Source organism: Dyella subtropica (assembly GCF_026283965.1).
GTDB classification, from domain to species: domain Bacteria; phylum Pseudomonadota; class Gammaproteobacteria; order Xanthomonadales; family Rhodanobacteraceae; genus Dyella_D; species Dyella_D subtropica.
Genome location: NZ_JAPDPD010000009.1, coordinates 148,029 through 166,787 on the forward strand (window position 1 = coordinate 148,029; position 18,759 = coordinate 166,787).

Below are 18,759 nucleotides of genomic sequence, written 5' to 3' on the forward strand. Positions count from 1 at the left end.
GGGGCTGAGATGGAAACGCAGATGACCACGCTATCGGCGGCGATCCTGCTGTTCCTGATCATGGATCCGCTGGGCAACATCCCGATCTTCCTCAGCCTGCTCAAGGATGTGGCTCCAAAGCGCCGTCGATACGTGTTGGTGCGCGAGTTGCTGATTGCGCTCGGTGTGCTGCTCGGTTTTCTGATGGGCGGCCAGCTCATTCTCAAGCTGCTGCAGCTGCGGCAGGAATCGATCAGCATCGCCGGTGGCATCGTGTTGTTTCTGATTGGCATCCGGATGGTGTTCCCGCCGGCAGATGGCGGCGGCATTTTCGGCAAGCCCGGCGAAGGCGAACCCTTTATCGTGCCGATGGCGATTCCTGGTGTGGCAGGACCTTCGGCCATGGCGGCGCTGTTGCTGTTGACCAATACTCAGCCGGGCCGTACGGCCGACTGGGCGATCGCACTGCTCGGTGCCTGGCTCGCTACGGCGGTGATTCTGCTGTGCTCCACCTACTTGTTTCGCTGGTTGGGTGAAAGCGTTCTCACTGCACTTGAGCGGGTGATGGGTATGCTGCTGATCGCCTTGTCCGTGCAGATGTTCCTCGGTGGCATAGCGGCTTATTTACACCTGGCTGTTTGAAACAGCGCCGTACGGAAAGCGGGCGATAGCTTGCCCTTTAGCAATCACCTTGCTGTCATAATCCGCAGCGAGCATGGGCGAAAGTACAAGGAGACGATCATGCTAAGCGTCGAACAGACTCTCAATGAACGTCTGCCATGGTTGGCCCAGCATCCCGGCATCTTGCGTCCGGTTGCTGGCATGCTGGGGCGGCTCGCCGATGAGGATGGCTTCAATCGCGTCCTCACGGCGGTAGGCGACGTTGAAGGTTTCGACTTCGTCGAGCGGGCGCTCGACGTGTTGGGGGCTAGTTACTACGTCAATCCTCGCGAGCGCGAGAACATTCCGGTTGAGGGTGGCGTGCTGATCGTGGCCAATCACCCGCTGGGTATGGTCGACGCGCTGGCGTTGCTCCAACTGGTGGGCTCGGTGCGCAGCGATGTGCGCTTGCTGGCTAATGACTGGTTGGCATCGATTCCGCAGTTGAATCGCGTGTTGCTGCATGTGGATGTGTTCGGGAAGGGCGCTGCCTCGCGCATGCGCGCGATCTATCGCGCACTCGATCGCGGCGAAGCGCTGATCGTGTTCCCGGCCGGCGAAGTGTCGCGCGTGCGCGCCGACGGCGTGCGCGATGGTCGCTGGTCCGATGGGTTCGCCCGCCTGGCCATGCGTAGCAAAACGCCCGTGCTGCCGATTCATGTCGCCGCGCGCAATTCCGCCATGTTCTACGGCCTGTCGATGTTGGCCAAGCCACTCAGCACGGCCATGTTGCCGCGCGAGGCGGTGGCGCCGATCAAGCGTCGTATCGGTTTCAGTGTCGGCGCGCTGATCAGCGCCGAGGAAGTGGAACAGCGCAGCGGTGGTTCGACCGAACAGGCCGCCAAGTTGATGCGTCGGCATGTCTATCGAGTGGGGCGCCGCCGCGGGTTGATCTTTGGCGGTCAGGCGCCGCTGGCTCATCCAGAGCCAGCGGATCGTGTCATGGCCGAGTTGACGGCGCAGGCCGAGAAGCTGGCTGATCTCAATGATGGCAAGCAGGCTCTGCTGTTTAAAGGGGCGGTCGATAGCGTGGTGCTGCGCGAAATCGGTCGGCTCCGTGAGTTGACCTTCCGCAAGGTCGGCGAAGGCACCGGTGCGCGCCGTGATCTCGATGCCTACGACCCGCATTACGAACATCTCGTGTTGTGGGACCCCAAGGCGCTGCGCATCGTCGGTTCCTACCGGTTCGGTCACGGCGGTCGCCTGATCGCCGAGCGCGGCATGGCCGGCCTCTATACCTCCAGCTTGTTCAACTACTCGCCAGCGCTGGAATCGCGCCTGGCGCAGGGGCTTGAGTTGGGGCGCAGCTTTATCGCGCCGGCTTACTGGCGCTCGCGTGCGCTCGACCAGCTATGGCAGGGCATTGGCCTGTATCTGCAACGTCATCCGGAGCTGCGCTATCTGTTTGGCCCGGTCAGCATGTCGGTGAGCCTGCCACGTGAGGCGCGTGAATGGATTGCCGCAGCGCATAAGCACTATTTCGGTGCGCCAGGCCTGGCTGAGGCACGCCAGCCGTTCGTGATCTCCCCAGCGGTGATTGATTTGGTGCGCCATGCACTGGAGGGGCTGGATCCCGCAGCCGGCCTGGGCAAGCTCAAGCATCACCTGGATGCGCTGGGCGTCAGCCTGCCGGTGCTGTATCGCCAGTACGTCGACCTGGTGGAGTCGGAGGGCGTGCAGTTCCTCGACTTTGGTGAAGACCCCGGTTTCTCCGGCTGCGTCGACGGCTTGGTGATGCTCGATCTGGCCACGCTCAAGCCGGCCAAGCGCGCGCGCTACCTCGGCAAGGCGTAGAGAATTCCCATCCATCCGCGTGAGCCGGGGCTGTTAGCTTGAGTTAACACCCAAGCCCCGTCTCAGCGGTTGCGTGGTTGAAGAGTTGAGGTGGAGGGAGAGTCTACCTCTGGCTTTAAGTGGTTGTTTTTGTATCACTTGCTCGACAAGCCACCTCGATGGTGTGGGTCGGGTGGGGGATAAAAGCGACGTGAAATCGTCACAGAATTGTCTTACACTGCCGTTAAAGTCCGCTTAACATTTTGTTGGCAGGCGGGGCGGTCTCGCCGCTTAGTAGCTCGGATCAAGTAAGAACTTTCCGGGGAAATCAATCAGCGTTTTCGATGCGTGCCTGGCATGAGCCGGGCATCGCTATGTTTGATTTCCGATTCGTAATTTTTTTCGTTGCGCGCCCAAGGGACTAAATAACCGTGAACAGTCGAATTCGTGCCAGAGTCTTGCCGTTTGCCATCGCATCGTTGCTTGCCATGTCGGTGCCCGCCATCGCTCAGGACACCTCGTCCTCGATCAGCGGTCGCGTGCTGGATGCCAGCGGCCAGCCGCTCGCCGGCGCCACCGTGGAGATCGTGCATGCGCCGACCGGCACCACCAAGACCACCATCACCGACGCCAACGGTCGCTACGCTGCGCAGGGTCTGCGCGTGGGCGGTCCGTTCGATGTGAAGGTGGCGAAGGGCGGTCAGCAGACGGAGCAGGACAATGTTTATCTGCAGCTCGCGCAGGACACGGCGGTCAATTTGACCGTGGGTGCCGCCGTGGCCGCGAAGAACCTGACGGGCGTGACGGTATCGGCGAACGCGTTGTCGCAGACGTTCACTCCGGAGAACAAGGGCATCAGCACCAATATTTCGCGTCGTGAGCTGGAGGCAGCGCCGACGCCGGGCCGTTCGATCCAGAACATCGTGCGCATGGATCCCCGCGTGGTGATCAGCGATCGCGCCCGCGGCGAGATCTCTGCCATCGGCCAGAACAGCCGCTACAACAACATCACCGTGGACTCGGTCAGCGCGAACGACCCGTTCGGCCTGAATGCGAACGGCCTGCCGACCCTGGGCACGCCGATCTCGCAGGACACGATCGAGGAATACAACATCTCGACCGCGAACTACGACGTGGGTACCCGCCGCGGCGTGGGTGCGAACATCAATGCGGTCACCAAGAGCGGTACCAACGATTTCCACGGCTCGGTGTACTACGCCTTCCAGAACCGTGACGACATGATCGGCGATAACCCGGCCGGTGCTCGATACGCCGGTTTTGCGCGCCAGTGGACGGCTGGCGGTACGGTCGGCGGCCCGATCATCAAGGACAAATTGTTCTTCTTCGCGTCGGCCGAAAAGAGCACCCAGATCGGCTCCGGCAGTCCTTACGGCCCGGCCGACTCCAGCGCGGCCACGCCGATCGCGAATCTGACTTCCGCGCAAGTGCAGGCGGTCCGCGACGCGGCCGCACAGAAGTGGGGCATGAACAACCTGGGTTCCGTCGGTGGCGGTAACTCGAACCTGCTCGACAAGCGCTACCTGGCCAAGATCGACTGGAATATCACCAACAACCATCGCGCCAGCTTCACCTACAGCGAGACCAAGGAAGAAAAGCCGGTCATCAGCGGCAGCACCACCAAGCTGGTGCTCTCCAGCGGTTGGTACAAAACCAAGGTTGACAACAAGAGCTACGCGCTGCACTTCTACGACGACTGGTCGGACATTTTCTCTTCCGATACCACCCTGTCGTATGCGGACTTCGACCAGAAGCGCGGCCCCAACGGCGTGGCCATGCCCGACGTGACGGTCTATCCGGCCACGTTCAACGGTCCGGCGGTCGAATTTGGCACCGAATCTTCCAGTCAGGCCAACGTGCTGAAGGTGAAAACCCTCAACGCCGCCTGGGCAGGCACGCTTTACCTCGGCGATCACACCGTCAAGGGTGGCTTCGACTACGAGCACGATAAGTACTACGACCTGTTCCTGCAGAACCTGTTCGGCAGCTACACCTTCGAAGATCTGAGGGGCAGCCCGAACACCGGCCTGCAGAACTTCCTCGCTGGCAACTATTACCAGTACCGCTATTACCGTCCGGCCGATGGCCTGTCGCTGGCTGACACCGCAGCCGCCTACAGGCTCAACCAGTGGGGCATCTTCCTGCAGGACACCTGGCAGGTGAACAGCAACCTGTCGGTGCAATACGGCTTCCGCGTCGACATCCCGTTGATGAGCGACAAGCCACTCTACAACGGGAAGTTCGCGGCTGCCTTCAAGGAGCCGGACGGCACTCCGCGCAACAACCAGGTGACCATCAACGGCAACCGTGTCATCCAGCCACGCGTGTCGTTCAACTACACCTTCGACACCGAGCACATGACCCAGCTGCGCGGCGGCGCGGGCCTGTTCGTGACGAATCCGCCGGGCGTCTGGATCGGCAACATCTTCTCCAACTCCGGCATGACCCAGGTGCAGTACAACTGCGGTCCGACCCAGCCCAAGCCGTGCAATACCAATCTGCCGGCGTTCAGCCCGAATCCGAGTGCCCAGAACAACGGCGCGGCCGGCGGCCAGATGACAGTGAACACCGTCGAGCCGGGCTTCCGCATCCCCAGCGCTTGGAAGATGAGCCTGGGTTTCGACAAGGAGCTGCCGTGGTACGGCTTGATCGCTACCGCCGATTACGAACACATCAAGCAGCGTGACGCGATCTGGTATCAGAACCTGAACCTGGGCGCGCCGACCGCCGTTCTGCCGGATGGTCGCCTCAGCTATTACGCCAAGCCGACGATGGACCCGAAGGCCGCTGGCCAGTCGTCCCGCGCCAACGCGAACCCGGCGTTCTCCGACGGTGTCATTAACTTGGCCAACACCAGCCGCGGCAAGGCCGACAGCCTGACCCTCGCGCTGAAGAAGCCGTTTGCGGACGACTGGCAGGCGATGGTCGGCTTCGCCTGGAGCCGCTCCACCGAGGTCAATCCGGGTACCTCCAGCGTGGCCCGCTCGAACTACATCAACAACTACGTCCGTAACCCGAACGAGAACGTGGCGAGCGTCTCCAACTACTCGATTCCGCGTCGCGTGATCGCGTCGCTGACCTGGCAGCATCGCTTCTTCGGCGATTACGTCACCAGCGCCAGTGCGTTCTACGACGGTCATTCGGCGGCGCCGTACAGCTGGGTGTTCGGCAACGACGCCAATGGCGACGGCGTGGCCAACGACCTGGTCTACATCCCGCGTCCGGGTGACGTGGAGTTCGGCTACCGGGATCCGAAAGGCAATGTCGTGCCGATCGATCCCCAGCTGGTGCAGCAGTTCTATAGCTACGTCCAGAAGAACGATTACCTGAAGGAGCACCAGGGCCAGATCGCCCGTCGCAATGGCGATCGCGCCGGCTGGCTCAACCAGATCGACCTGAGCTTCAGCCAGGAAATCCCGGGCATCTTCAAGGGCAACAAGGGCGAGATTCGCTTCGACATCTACAACTTCACTAACATGCTGAACAAGAAGTGGGGTATTGAGAAGCGCGTCAACTTCCCGGGCGGCCGCAATTTGGCTGACTTCGCGGGTGTCGACCCGACCACCGGCAAGTACATCTACGACATCACCTGTGGCGGCAAGGTCGCGACCTGTACGAGCTACATCCAGAACGGCGGCTACAGCCCGCAGGCGGTTCCGACCTATATCAACAACAACGACGACCTGGCCCAGCGCTGGTCGGTTCAGCTGACCCTGAAGTACAAGTTCTAATCGGTCGGCCCAATCGGTCGGCATTTAGGAAAGGCGATGGCCGGTACTCGTAAGGGTGCCGGCCTTCTTTTTGGCTTGACCCTGCCACGTCCGGCGCGAGAAGCTAAACGGTCCGCTGCAGTCCGCGCGGGCCGTAGCCGCCCAAGGAAAGCGGCGAGGAGAACCATACGTATGAACGATATGCAGTCCGGTAAAGCCGGCAAGTCCGCCACCGTCAGCGCGCGCATTTCGCCCGCCGGTGGCCTGGACATCCTGTCCCGCAATGAAGTGATTCGCCTGCGCGATGCCAGCGGTTCGGGTCTGCACGCGCTGCTGCGCCGTTGCGCGCTGGCGGTGCTGACCTCGGGCAATCTCAGTGATGATCCGGGCTCGATGTTTGAGCAGTATCCCAACTTCGATATCCAGGTGCTGCAGCAGGATCGCGGCATCAAGATCGAACTGACCCACGCGCCGGGCCAAGCTTTTGTGGATGGCCAGATCATCCGGGGTATCAATGAGCTGCTGGTCGCCGTGGTGCGCGACATCGTCTATGTGTCGACGCAGCTGGAGCAGGGCGGTTTCGATCTGGACGACTCGGTGGGCATCACCCACGCAGTGTTCGAGATTCTGCGCAATGCACGCATTCTGAAAGCGCAGATCGATCCGAACCTGGTGGTGTGCTGGGGCGGACATTCGATTTCGCGCGAGGAGTACGACTACACCAAGCTGGTGGGTTATCAGCTCGGTCTGCGCGGGCTGGATATCTGCACGGGCTGTGGCCCTGGGGCGATGAAGGGACCGATGAAGGGGGCCACCATCGCGCATGCCAAGCAGCGTCGTCGCAACAATCGCTACATCGGCGTCACCGAGCCGGGCATTATCGCGGCGGAATCGCCGAACCCGATCGTGAACCATCTGGTGATCATGCCGGACATCGAGAAGCGCCTTGAGGCCTTCGTGCGTATCGGCCACGGCATCATCGTGTTTCCGGGGGGCGTGGGCACGGCGGAGGAGATTCTCTATCTGCTCGGCATCTTGCTGCATCCGGACAACGCGGGCATTCCGTTCCCGCTGATCTTCACTGGCCCGAAGCAGTCGGCACCTTATTTCGAGCAGATCGACCGCTTCCTGCGCCTTACCCTGGGCGACAGCGTGGCGCAGTATTACCAGATCATCATCGACAACCCGGGCTCCGTGGCGCACGCAATGGTGCGCGGTATCGACAAAGTGCGTAACCACCGCCTGGACAACAAGGATGCGTTCTTCTTCAACTGGGCGTTGAGCATTCCGCTCCCGTTCCAGGTGCCGTTCCGCCCGACTCATGAGGCCATGCGCGGCCTAGCCATCCATCGCGACCGCCCACGGCACGAGTTGGCGGCGGACCTGCGTCGCGCCTTCTCCGGCATCGTCGCCGGCAACGTGAAGGAGGATGGCGTGCGCGCCATCGAACAGCATGGTCCGTTCGACATCGACGGCCAGGCCGACATCATGCGTGCGCTGGACGAGCTCCTGCAGGCTTTCGTCATTCAGCACCGCATGAAACTGCCCGGCGGCGCCGCTTACGTGCCGTGCTACCGAGTGATCACCGGCTGAGGGGGCGGTCGGTTGAAAACGGGCTGTCAGTGGCTTGACAGCCCGGCGGCCAATATTCAAACTACGCAGCTCACCCCGCCCGAATAGCTCAGCCGGTTAGAGCACTTGACTGTTAATCAGGGGGTCGTTGGTTCGAGTCCAACTTCGGGCGCCAAATTTCAAGGACTTACCTCACGGTAGGTCCTTTTTTATTTTCCATTGCGGAAAATTGAGCGGCGCGGAAGCTGCGTTGTTCACGAGGCACCCTTGCTCGCGCTTTCGATTGGCGAAAGGACTGATTTGTCCGCAGCTGGAAGGTTTGCTATCGGTCGAAATCGGATATCGCGCTTGTTCGCCCTTGCTTGAAACCGCTCCATTCTGGCCACCCCAGGTCTGGCCGTCGAAGGCCAGACCCAATAAAGCGAACCAAGGCTCTGGCGGTGGTATTGGGCCCTGCGCCGAGCTTGATTAGTCGGCTGGTGGCTTGCCGGTGTTAGCCGCCAATTGCGCGGCAAAAGCGCGCTGGTAGGCTGGCCGCGCTTCGCCGCGGGCGACATACGCCGCGAGGTTCGGAAATTCGTCCAGGATGCCTGATGGCTTCGTCCTGAGCAGCACCGACACCATCATCAGGTCGCCCGCGCTGAAGGCGCTATCCAGCCAGTCGGCATCGCCAAGGCGGGTGGAAAGCTGGCCCAGGCGCTGGCGGATGCGGTCCACGACCAGCGGCAGGCGCTCCTTGCTCCACGGCTTGTCGCCCTCCTGGAACTTGGCGATGACGAGTTCCATGATGCTGGGCTCTACGGAGTTGAGGGCGGCAAACATCCATGTGATTGCACGTGCCCGGGCATTGGCATCCTTCGGCAACAGGCCTGTATGTTGCTCGGCGATATGGAAGACGATCGCGCCGGTTTCGAACAAGGCCAGATCGCCTTCCTCATACGTTGGAATCTGTCCAAAAGGATGAAGCGCCAGATGCGCGGGTTCCTTCATCGCCTGGAACGACACGTATCGAACGTCGTAGGGCTGGCCCACCTCTTCCAGCGCCCAGCGAGCGCGTATCGCGCGCCAGCCCCTTGCCGCCGTCGGGCGACCGTTCAAAGGCGGTAATGGTGATGCTCATGGTGATGTTCCTCCTTTAGAGCCTGTTCAATATCTTTTCGTAGCCCGCGAAAAGATATTGAACAGGCTCTCAGATATCTCTCGATCGACCTTCTGCAGCCCTCGCACCGCGATGGCTGCAGAAGGTCGCTAACACGCGAGGATGCTCCCAGCGCCAAACCGCCCCGGCATCAGTGACTATGCATGCCCGCAGGCGTTCCGTCGGACCAATTTCCGATCCCGACCAAGAACACGAGAATGGGCGGCAAACCTTTCATTTGGGGTTGTTGGTCCGGAGAGAAGAACCAATAGGGACTGGACATAACCGGTGAGCCCTCTGCGCCGGAACCCCAATCCTTACCGTCTTTGACCAGGGTGTCGAACATGAGATGAGGCATGTTGTGGTCCCCGTCGTCGGTCAGATACGACGATTTCGACAGCATGTAATCCATGGCGCCGCTTTCGAGGTCCGGCAGTTGTTTATTTTTGTACGCGGCGTGGAGTGCCGACAGCATCTCCGCTTTGGAACGACCCGCCATCGCCATTTTGGCGCGCAGATTGAAGATGGGGATGATCGAACGTGCGGCTTGGGGGTTCAGACAATCGGCAGCCCTTATTTTCGGGTTCCAGAATTCAGGCCAGTCAAACGGCCCTCCCCAACTTCTACCCACCACGCAGACAAACCCGTTCTTGCCTTCGACCGCTGTCTCGTAGCCTTTGCGCCCTAGAACCAGGATCGTAGCGTCGCGGGAAATTGACTCCGGCGCCGCACTGCGCGCCAGGGCTATTTCGGCTTCCCGGTTCGCCATGAGGTATTGGTCGACTGGCGCCATCTTCGGGTAAGGCGGCGCCACACTGGGTTTCTGCGTATCCTGCGACATCGCTTGCTGCGATGCACCGAACATCGCAAGCAGTACAAAGCTCATGATTTCGATGGCGCGCTTCGCTTTTTGCATGGGATTCCTCCTGACCATGGGTATGTTTCAGTCAGCCCGCAATAGGCGCTGATCGGCTGCCTTCACGATGTCGACGAACGGCCGAACCGAAATTCGACAAGTCGTCGGGAAAAATCAGCTGTGTCCGCATTGAGCATGGATTGATTCAAGCGGCGATAGCCTAGTGCTTTCGGAGGGGCCGGAACTCGGGTTCGTGCGTGCCGGGAAATCCCAAACCTCAAGGCCGAATGATCATCTCAGCTAGTACGCGGGCAGTACCACCAAGGGATGTCTGGCAGGGCTCTCGGAAGAAGAGATGGTCTGAGCGATGTGAAAAAATGAGCCGCAAGCCCGTTGCCAAGCGGGCAAAGCTGGTAGGTTGTGGAAAATTAAGTCGGCTAACTTATTTATCCTCATCTTTAATCGGGCTGACTGTTAATCAGGGGGGGGCGTTGGTTCGAGTCCAACTTCGGGCGCCGAATTCGACAAGGCCTTGCAGCGATGCAAGGCCTTGTTTTTTGCGCGTGCGGGATGAGCCATGGAAGAAATGAATCCTCTCTTGCCCCGGCGATTCATCTGACACTGGCGCATTGAGACGCCTCGTCGGTGGTGGGTGTATAGCCGCGCACACGACCAACGTTGGAGACTTTCACACCCAGTACGTGACTGGCATCGCCGCGGCGACAGATCAGCAGGGTGAGGTTGTTGCCGCCGGCGGAGCCATCGGGCTGAAATTGTGTGAGGCGGCGGCCCGCGGTGCTTTGGATGGTCAGGTCGGTCGAGCTGTTCGAATGATTGCGTTGAGGTGGGCCGTCCAACTGAGCGGCCTGCTGGCCCCGAAATCCCACCAGCCAGCCACCATCCCAAAGCACCTCGGCGCTGCAGCGCTGGCCATCGCGAGTGGGGCAGGCGAGGGTGGGCCTGCCGGTTTGCACGGCCAGGGCGCGTGCGTGCTGCAAGGTGGCGATAAGGTCGGTTTGCGCCACGCGCACTTTATTGCTTCCCAACAGGTGCCATAGCGAGGGCACGGCGATGCATGCCAGGACGGACGCGATCACGATGACCATGATCTGTTCGATCAGCGTGACGCCCCGCTGCCCTTCGGGGCTGTATCGTTCATGGGATGAGTTCAAGACCGGGCTCCTGCGTTGCCAGGAAACCGATGCTAGGAACTCTGCATCGCGTTGCCTGCAAGCGGTCGAGGCCAATCGGTGTCGGAAACTGCTGACACCCTCTGTCAGCAGGCCCGATTTAAAATGCTCCAAGGTGACCGCATGTGGACTGCCATGACCGACCGCTTCGAGCTCGTTTCACCCTACAAACCCGCCGGCGACCAGCCGCAGGCCATTCAGCGTCTGACAGAGGGGTTCGAGGCCGGTTTGGCCTCGCAGACCCTGCTTGGCGTGACCGGTTCCGGCAAGACCTTCACCATCGCCAATGTGATCGAGAAGATCCAGCGGCCGACCATCGTGCTGGCGCCCAACAAGACGCTGGCGGCGCAGTTGTACGGCGAGTTCAAGGAGTTCTTCCCGCACAACGCGGTGGAGTACTTCGTCAGCTACTACGACTACTACCAGCCGGAGGCCTATGTGGTGGCCTCGGATACCTTCATCGAGAAGGATGCTTCGATCAACGAGCACATCGAGCAGATGCGCCTGGCCGCAACCAAGGCGCTGCTGTCGCGCAAGGATTCGCTGATCGTGGCCACCGTGTCGGCCATCTATGGTCTGGGCGATCCCGAGGATTATCTCTCGCTGCGTTTGATCCTGGCGCGCGGCGAGCGCATCGATCAACGCGCGCTGATCCGCCAGCTGACCGAGCTGCAGTACTCGCGCAACGAGTTGGAATTGAAGCGCGGCACCTACCGCGTGCGCGGCGAGATCATCGACGTGTTCCCGGCCGAGTCCGAGATCGAAGCGCTGCGCATCGAACTGTTCGATGGCGAAGTGGAAAACCTCTCGCTGTTCGATCCGCTCACGGGCGAGACCATCCGCAAGGTGCCGCGCTACACCGTCTATCCGCGTACGCATTACGCCAGCACGCGCGAGAGCGTGCTCAACGCGATCGAGACGATCAAGGTTGAGCTGAAGGATCGGTTGGAGCAGCTGTACAAGGACAACAAGCTGGTCGAGGCGCAGCGCCTGGATCAGCGCACGCGCTTCGACGTGGAGATGATGGCCGAGGTCGGCTATTGCCAGGGCATCGAAAACTACTCGCGCCATCTGACCCGCCGCGGCCCCGGCGAGCCGCCGCCGACGTTGTTCGACTATTTGCCGCCGGACGCGCTGCTGGTGGTCGACGAGTCGCACGTTACCGTGCCGCAGCTGGGTGCGATGTACAAGGGCGACCGCTCGCGCAAAGAGACGCTGGTGGAGTTCGGTTTCCGCTTGCCTTCGGCGATGGACAACCGGCCGCTGAAGTTTGAGGAATGGGAGCGTCGCGCCCCGCGCTCCATCTACGTCTCCGCTACGCCGCGCGAGTACGAACTGCATAAATCCGACGATGCCGTGGTCGAGCTGGTGGTTCGTCCGACTGGCCTGATCGACCCGGAAGTGGAAGTGCGTCCGGTGCGTACGCAGGTCGATGATTTGCTCGGCGAAGTCCACAAGCGCGTAGCGATGGGCGATCGCGTCTTAGTGACGACCCTGACCAAGCGCATGGCGGAAAACCTGACCGAGTATCTCGGTGAGCACAACATCAAGGTGCGCTACCTGCACTCGGACATCGAAACTGTCGAGCGCGTGGAGATCATCCGCGACCTGCGCCTGGGTGAGTTCGATGTGCTGGTCGGTATCAACCTGCTGCGCGAGGGCTTGGATATGCCCGAAGTGTCGCTGGTGGCCATTCTCGATGCCGACAAGGAAGGCTTCCTGCGCTCCACCGGCTCGTTGATCCAGACCATCGGCCGCGCTGCCCGTAACGTGCGTGGCAAAGCCATCCTCTACGCCGACAACATCACCCGCTCCATGCAGGCGGCGATGGATGAGACGGCACGTCGTCGCGAGAAGCAGGTGGCCCATAACGAAGCCCAGGGCATTACGCCACAGTCGGTGGTGCGGCGCATCGCCGACATCATGGAGGGCGCGCGCAGCGAAGGCGGTTCGCGCGGACGTGGCGCCAAGGCGGCGAGGGGGCGGGCCGTCGCCGAGCAGAGCGCCGACTACGCAGCGCTCAGCACCGACCAGGCCAGCGCCATGATCAAGCGGCTGGAGGCGCAGATGTACAAACACGCTGAAAACCTGGAGTTCGAGGATGCCGCCAGGTTGCGCGACCAGATCCACCAGCTGCGCGAAAAGGCTTTGCGCTGAGCGGGCGGGTCACCTAGCGGGTAGTTGTCGAGGGGTGGATGCTCACGTATACTGCGCGGCTCGCACGGCATGCCGGCGAGAGCTTCGGGCGGTTAGCTCAGCGGTAGAGCACTACCTTGACATGGTAGGGGTCACAAGTTCGATCCTTGTACCGCCCACCAATTTGAACAAGCACTTAGGTCACCTTAACGGGTGGCCTTTTTGCGTTCTGGCAGTGCTGTTGCTTCATGGTCTCGTCGGTGGCGGTGACGGTCCGTCATTGGCCGTTGGGCCGGTACGTTGCATGCTTCTCGGTGTGCCGCTCGCTGCATGCCTTTCCCCATTCGAGTCACAGGCGCACGGAGCTGGCGATCAGCTTGCCCCCGATGCTTCTGCCTCGTCACTGGGGCAGGCATGGCGTCCGTTGATATTCGTTTGAGAATCCTCACGACCCGAGATGGCGGCCGGGACAATGCGATCCCGTTACTACGCGCTGAGCCGCGCCGCGCCATTCGGCGCCGGCGTATCGCTGGACAGCTATACGATCGATCCTAACGTGCCCACCTAGCTGCAACTGAACATGCTGCCTGTGTACGGGCAATTGAAGCGACAAGGTGTCTCGCCGCTGTTGCTGGTAGTGCCGCGTCTGCGACCGATCCTTGCCCACTATGCACGCCTCTTCGCGTCAGGTCTTGGCGTTCTGTCGTACAACGAACTCCAGACTTCACGGACGACAACGTCGTCGGCACGTTGGGATAGTTCCTTGGGGGCGGTGCGAAGTATGTTAGGAAATTGTGCAAACTCTTAATTTATAGGAATAGTTCTATATCTCACTAGGACGTGCTTTCCTACCATGCTCGCATCCCCGCATGAGGACATTCCATTGCGCATTGCGATTCTGGAAGACACCGTAAAGCAGGCCCATTCCGTGGCTGGCTGGTTGCACCGGGCTGGCTATGACAGCGTGATCCGTCATGACGGCGACAGTTTTGTGACGCTGATCGAATCCGAGCCGGTGGACATGCTGCTGCTGGACTGGGATGTGCCCGGCAAGTGCGGCATCGACGTGCTGAAGTGGGCGCGCGAAACGCAGTCGCAGGTGCTGCCTATCATCATGCTGACCCAGCACGACGACGAGGGCAGCATCGTGCATGGTCTCGATAGCGGCGCCGATGACTACTTGGTCAAGCCCGCGCGCGAACAGGAGCTGGTGGCGCGGGTCAGGGCGCAGGCACGCAAGTACTACCCGGAGAAGTTGCGCGAAGAGAAGCTCAAGGTCGGCCGCTACGTGCTGGATACCGCAGCGCACAGCGTACAGGTGGACGGCGTGGACGGGCAAAAGGTGGTGAGCTTGTCCGCGCGCGAGTTCGAACTGGCCCTGCATCTGTTTCGCAACGTGGGGCGCATCGTGACCAAGGACGTGCTGATCCAGCGCATCTGGGGTTCCACCGACCGCAAGTACGACGCTACCCTGGCGACCTATATCAGCAAGCTGCGCAGTGCCTTGCAGCTTCGCTCGAAGAACGGCATGTTGATCTCCACTGTTTACGGCCATGGTTACAGGCTGGAGCAACTTAGGCCGGCCGGTGGCGTGCTTGCCGGCGGTGGACAGCGTTCGGCGTCTCACTCATCGGCGGCTGGCGCGACATGGAAGGCCGGTCCCCGTCCTTGATCCGCCTGCTCGCCAACGAGGGATAGCGTTCTGTGATGGGGGCCAGTCGTGATGCTGTCTAGAGTCGTCCTGCGCCGCATGCGGCGAGCAAGCCTTGCTCGGGTCGCTTTTTTGGTGGCCATGCTGGTGCTGGCCGCCCTCAGCTGGCACCCGATGGGGGCCAGCATGTCGGGCGCGTTCGACAAGGTGCTATTCGATCTCACGGCGCGTTTCATTCGTCACCCCAGTTCCGGGCAGGTGGCCGTGGTCAATATCGACGCAGCGGCCCTTCGCGAATTCGGCGTCGAGGGCCTGGCACGGCAGAGTGGCCGATTGATCGAACAGCTCGATCAGGCGGCCAGCGTTGCGTTGGAATTCACCATGGTGCCGAAGACCCATGCCAGCGAGCTCGCCGCCGCCATCGCCCGCAATGGCCGGGTGGTATTGCCACTGTCGATGGGTGCGGTCGACGAACAGGTTGATGTCTTTCCACCGGAGGTGAGCACGCAAGCGGCAGGACGGGGGCAGCGCCACGTCACCGTGGGCCACTATGGCGTGGTGACCGGCTTCGTGCCTTACCTGGCATCGGGCCGGAACAGCTATCCCCATCTGGTGATGGAAGCGATTCGCGTCGCCGACGTGCGGACGGCGCATGAATCCATGCACCGTCATCTGCGTTCCGACGCCTTGTCTCTCGCCGAGGCGAGGAAGGACGCCGTGCTGGTCATGTTGCGACAGCCAGGGCAGATAGCTCAGTACGCCTATGCCGATGTCGTCAGCGGACGCATCCCCGCGGAGGCATTCGCCAACAAGATCGTATTCGTCGGCCAGTCGATCTGGGAGGACGGCGGGTTCCAGATTTCCTCGTTGAACATGGACGCCGCGTCGCGCGCGCAACTCGATGCGCTGATCGCCGATGCGGTACTCACCGGCAATATGGCGAGCGAATTGCACGGTACCGCGGCGATTCCGATCTATTTGGCGCTGGCGCTGGGCATGATGCTGATCTGCATGCTGATTCCCGGTCGCTGGATGCATCTATGCGCACTGGGCTGGTTTGTCCTGATGTTTGCATTGCCTGCGCTACTACTGATCGGCATCCGTCAGTGGCTGGGTCTGGGTCTTCTGCCGCTGATCTGTGTGCTGATCTATGCGTTCTTCGCCTGGGAGCATCTGCGCGAAACACTGCGCTTGATGCGGCGTGAGATAGACAAACTGAGCTCCATTTCATCGGTTATCGGCAATACTCGCGTGGGGCGGCCCCTTCGCCCTCGCGCCGTGGAAGGGGCCGATCCGGTTGGCGAAATCCGCGTGGCGATGGGCGAAATTCGCGCTTTGCAAAGCATGTTCGTCAACATGCTCAACCAGATGCCTCACTCAGTATTCCTGGCTATCGACGGGCGCATTTCCGTGTGGAATGCCAAGGCTGCGGAGGTCATGGATGCCTCATCGTCGACTTCCGTGGCACAGATGCAAGAGCTGATTGCGGAGCATTGCCGTGGCAACGAGGCCGATCATCGCGAGGTCATGTTGGACAGCCGTGCGCACATGCTGTTGTTCGCGCCTTACGCAGGTTTCGACACCTCGCTGCACCCGGCGGCGGAGAGTCACTCATCGTACTTGGTCTGCCTGATCGATATTGCCAGCCTGAAGGAAGGGGTGGCTTGGGACAAGCTGGCGTTGCGTCATATCGCCCATGATCTGCGCGGTCCGCTGTCCACCATCATGGCGTTGATCGAGGAGCGAGCCGGCGCAGAGCCGCACGAGGCGCTGCACAACGATCAGGTCTTTCTGGACGACTTGCGCCAGCAAGCAGATTATTCGCTGCGTGTGGCGCAGGATTTCCTACAGCTATCGCGCGCCTAACAGCTCGACCATGGCACCTTCGCGCCGGTGGTGCTGCAGGACCTGGCGGCCGAGGCCATGGATTGTCTATGGTCCGCCGCAGAGCGTCAGTCCATCGAGCTGGTGGGGCCCGAAGGTACGCTTGAAGACACTTTGTCGTGTGGCAATTCGGACATGTTGATTCGCGCGCTGGTGAACGTGCTTGGCAACGCGATCAAATATTCACCGCCGCATACCACCATCACCTTGCGCCTGGCCGATGCAGGCGCCGAGGGTATTGCCCTGCATGTGGTGGACCAGGGTATCGGCATTGCCGAGAGCGATCTGCCTCGGTTGTTCGATCCTTTCTTTCAGGCGGCCGAACATGACGGTGCGAAGGCGGGCGTCGGTCTCGGCCTGTCTTTTGTGAAGGCGGTGATCGAACGACACGGCGGTTCCATTCGCGTGACGAGCGAGGTCGGTCGCGGTACGGATTTCGGGATAGTGTTGCCCCGCGCTTGAGCCGGTTAACTAGCGTTGGGGCGATGATCGATTACGACTGAGCGCTGACGTGGGCGCGGCATCCACGTACCATCAGGCGGCTTTTCCTCAGCCTGCCTGGAGTCGCCGTGACCTATCTGTGGATCAAGAGCCTGCACGTGTTGTTCGTGATCGCCTGGATGTCGGCGGTGTTCTATCTGCCGCGCATCCTGGTGAACATCGCCGAAGCCGGTGATGATGCGACGGTGAAGGCGCGCCTGTGCCTGATGGGGCGGCGGCTGTACGGCTTTGGGCACAACCTGTTCGGTATCGCCTTTCTATTCGGCCTGGCGTTGTGGCAGGGCTGGCGGGTGTTCCCGCGCATATTGCCGAACGTTGCCGCTTCCATGCACTGGATCGATGCCAAGCTTGGCCTGGTGGCGCTGTTGCTGGTCTATTTCATCTGGACGGGGCGCCTGCTCAAGCGCTGCGAGCAGGGTGGTGCGCTGCCTTCCGCGCGCACATTGCGGCTGTTGAACGAGCTGCCCGTGCTGGTGTTGCTGGGTGTGTTGTTTCTGGTGATCGCGAAGCCGTTTTGAGCGGCGAGATGTGGCCCCTCATTCCTCACTCCGCTTCACTGTTTTCCGCTCCGTAATACCCGCGATACCACGCAACGAATCGCTTCACGCCTTCCTCGATCGAGGTGTTTGGCGCGTAACCCACGTCGCGACGCAAGGCGGAGACATCCGCCCAGGTGTCCGGTACATCACCAGGCTGCATCGGCAGCAGGCGTTTTTCGACGGTGCGGCCGAGGTTCTGTTCCATCAGCTCGATGAAACGAAGCAGTTGCACGGGCTGGTCGTTGCCGATGTTGTAGACGCGATACGGTGCGCTTGAGGTGCCGAGGTGGGGTTGCTCGGCGTTGTAGTCCGGATCGGGTTGGGCGGGATGGTCCAGCGTGCAGATCACGCCTTCGACGATGTCGTCGATGTAGGTGAAGTCGCGGCTGTGATTGCCGAAGTTGAATACGTCGATGGGCTCGCCGCGGCTGATGCGGTCGGCGAACAGCATCGGTGACATATCCGGCCGGCCCCACGGGCCGTACACGGTAAAGAAACGCAACCCGGTCGTCGGCAGGCCATAGAGGTGGCTATACGTGTGTGCCATCAGCTCGTTGGCCTTCTTGCTGGCGGCGTACAGGCTCACGGGATGGTCGACGGCGTCCTTCACGGAGAACGGCAACTTGCGGTTGGCGCCATAGACCGAGCTGGATGAGGCGTAGACCAGGTGCTCGACTGGGTGATGCCGACAGGCCTCCAGCATGTTGATGAAGCCCACCAGATTGCTCTGCACATAGGCCTGCGGGTTCTGCAGCGAATAGCGCACGCCGGCCTGGGCCGCCAGGTTGACGACGCGTTGCGGCTTGAATGTCTCGAATGCACGGTTCACCGCCACGGCGTCGGCCAGATCGGCACGCAGATGGGTGTAGCCTGGATGCTTGCTGAAACGCGCCAATCGCGCTTCCTTCAGCGACGGATCGTAGTAGTCGTTGTGATTGTCGATGCCGTAGACCTCGTCGCCGCGGGCGAGCAGGCGTTCGGTGAGGGCGGCGCCGACGAAGCCGGCCGTTCCGGTGACAAGGATGCGCATCAGGGTGTCCTGGAAGATCAGCGGATCATTCTATCGGTTGCGGCTGGGACATTCGAAATGTTCTCAATTGACATCGAGCCTTGCGCTAAACTAGCTTTCTGTGACCCATCCTAAGAGGCAAG

12 protein-coding genes, 2 tRNA genes and 1 pseudogene are annotated in these 18,759 nt (G+C 61.2%); 11 read left to right on the plus strand and 4 right to left on the minus strand.

Going from position 1 to position 18,759, the window contains the following annotated elements:
• Positions 1-21 precede the first annotated feature (21 nt).
• From OUZ45_RS09875 to OUZ45_RS09895, 5 genes are all read left to right on the plus strand, one after another.
• Entirely contained in the window at positions 22-621 is a 600-nt protein-coding gene (locus tag OUZ45_RS09875; protein WP_266169861.1) for a YhgN family NAAT transporter, read from the plus strand.
• A 99-nt stretch (positions 622-720) separates the two neighbouring features.
• Positions 721-2,433: a bifunctional ornithine lipid synthase OlsF gene (olsF, locus tag OUZ45_RS09880; RefSeq protein ID WP_266169863.1), complete on the plus strand. Its 1,713-nt coding sequence runs from the start codon at positions 721-723 to the stop codon at positions 2,431-2,433.
• 410 nt (positions 2,434-2,843) lie between these two features.
• Positions 2,844-6,161 (plus strand): TonB-dependent receptor, encoded by a 3,318-nt coding sequence (locus OUZ45_RS09885; RefSeq protein WP_266169864.1) that lies wholly within the window; start codon positions 2,844-2,846, stop codon positions 6,159-6,161.
• 171 nt (positions 6,162-6,332) lie between these two features.
• Positions 6,333-7,733, plus strand: a complete 1,401-nt coding sequence (gene ppnN / locus OUZ45_RS09890; protein WP_266169866.1) for a nucleotide 5'-monophosphate nucleosidase PpnN — start codon at positions 6,333-6,335, stop codon at positions 7,731-7,733.
• Positions 7,734-7,810: 77 nt separating this feature from the next.
• Positions 7,811-7,887, plus strand: a tRNA-Asn gene (locus OUZ45_RS09895).
• Positions 7,888-8,180: 293 nt separating this feature from the next.
• Here the strand turns inward: OUZ45_RS09895 and OUZ45_RS09900 are convergent.
• The 3 genes and pseudogenes from OUZ45_RS09900 to OUZ45_RS09910 all read right to left on the minus strand — a co-directional run bounded on the left by OUZ45_RS09900 (position 8,181) and on the right by OUZ45_RS09910 (position 10,878).
• Positions 8,181-8,832: pseudogene (locus OUZ45_RS09900) on the minus strand (glutathione S-transferase family protein).
• A gap of 169 nt (positions 8,833-9,001) precedes the next feature.
• Positions 9,002-9,766, minus strand: a complete 765-nt coding sequence (locus OUZ45_RS09905) for a hypothetical protein (RefSeq protein WP_266169867.1) — start codon at positions 9,764-9,766, stop codon at positions 9,002-9,004.
• A gap of 551 nt (positions 9,767-10,317) precedes the next feature.
• Entirely contained in the window at positions 10,318-10,878 is a 561-nt protein-coding gene (locus tag OUZ45_RS09910; RefSeq protein ID WP_266169868.1) for a GspH/FimT family pseudopilin, read from the minus strand.
• Positions 10,879-11,031: 153 nt separating this feature from the next.
• On the opposite strand from OUZ45_RS09910, the gene uvrB reads away from it, so the two are divergent.
• The 6 genes from uvrB (at position 11,032) to OUZ45_RS09940 (ending at position 17,586) form a co-directional block, all read left to right on the plus strand.
• Positions 11,032-13,053 (plus strand): excinuclease ABC subunit UvrB, encoded by a 2,022-nt coding sequence (gene uvrB / locus OUZ45_RS09915; protein WP_266169909.1) that lies wholly within the window; start codon positions 11,032-11,034, stop codon positions 13,051-13,053.
• A gap of 86 nt (positions 13,054-13,139) precedes the next feature.
• Positions 13,140-13,214, plus strand: a tRNA-Val gene (locus OUZ45_RS09920).
• 671 nt (positions 13,215-13,885) lie between these two features.
• Complete coding sequence (locus OUZ45_RS09925) at positions 13,886-14,704, plus strand: response regulator transcription factor (protein ID WP_266169869.1); 819 nt, start codon at positions 13,886-13,888, stop codon at positions 14,702-14,704.
• Positions 14,705-14,755: 51 nt separating this feature from the next.
• Positions 14,756-16,549: a CHASE2 domain-containing protein gene (locus OUZ45_RS09930; protein WP_266169911.1), complete on the plus strand. Its 1,794-nt coding sequence runs from the start codon at positions 14,756-14,758 to the stop codon at positions 16,547-16,549.
• Positions 16,550-16,606: 57 nt separating this feature from the next.
• Positions 16,607-17,029 (plus strand): sensor histidine kinase, encoded by a 423-nt coding sequence (locus OUZ45_RS09935; RefSeq protein WP_266169871.1) that lies wholly within the window; start codon positions 16,607-16,609, stop codon positions 17,027-17,029.
• Positions 17,030-17,136: 107 nt separating this feature from the next.
• Positions 17,137-17,586 carry a CopD family protein gene (locus OUZ45_RS09940; RefSeq protein WP_266169873.1) on the plus strand — a complete coding sequence of 150 codons (450 nt, stop codon included), beginning with the start codon at positions 17,137-17,139 and terminating at the stop codon, positions 17,584-17,586.
• 25 nt (positions 17,587-17,611) lie between these two features.
• On the opposite strand, the gene OUZ45_RS09945 is transcribed toward OUZ45_RS09940, so the two are convergent.
• Positions 17,612-18,637, minus strand: coding sequence for an NAD-dependent epimerase (locus tag OUZ45_RS09945; protein WP_266169874.1), 1,026 nt, complete (start codon positions 18,635-18,637; stop codon positions 17,612-17,614).
• Positions 18,638-18,759: the final 122 nt, after the last annotated feature.

Coding starts and splice junctions, on each gene's coding strand:
- OUZ45_RS09905 (WP_266169867.1), bottom strand. CDS start 9,766: ATGCAAAAAGCGAAGCGCGCCATCGAAATCATGAGCTTTGTACTGCTT.
- olsF (WP_266169863.1), top strand. CDS start 721: ATGCTAAGCGTCGAACAGACTCTCAATGAACGTCTGCCATGGTTGGCC.
- OUZ45_RS09875 (WP_266169861.1), top strand. CDS start 22: ATGACCACGCTATCGGCGGCGATCCTGCTGTTCCTGATCATGGATCCG.
- ppnN (WP_266169866.1), top strand. CDS start 6,333: ATGAACGATATGCAGTCCGGTAAAGCCGGCAAGTCCGCCACCGTCAGC.
- uvrB (WP_266169909.1), top strand. CDS start 11,032: ATGACCGACCGCTTCGAGCTCGTTTCACCCTACAAACCCGCCGGCGAC.
- OUZ45_RS09935 (WP_266169871.1), top strand. CDS start 16,607: ATGGATTGTCTATGGTCCGCCGCAGAGCGTCAGTCCATCGAGCTGGTG.
- OUZ45_RS09945 (WP_266169874.1), bottom strand. CDS start 18,637: ATGCGCATCCTTGTCACCGGAACGGCCGGCTTCGTCGGCGCCGCCCTC.
- OUZ45_RS09930 (WP_266169911.1), top strand. CDS start 14,756: ATGCTGTCTAGAGTCGTCCTGCGCCGCATGCGGCGAGCAAGCCTTGCT.
- OUZ45_RS09925 (WP_266169869.1), top strand. CDS start 13,886: ATGCTCGCATCCCCGCATGAGGACATTCCATTGCGCATTGCGATTCTG.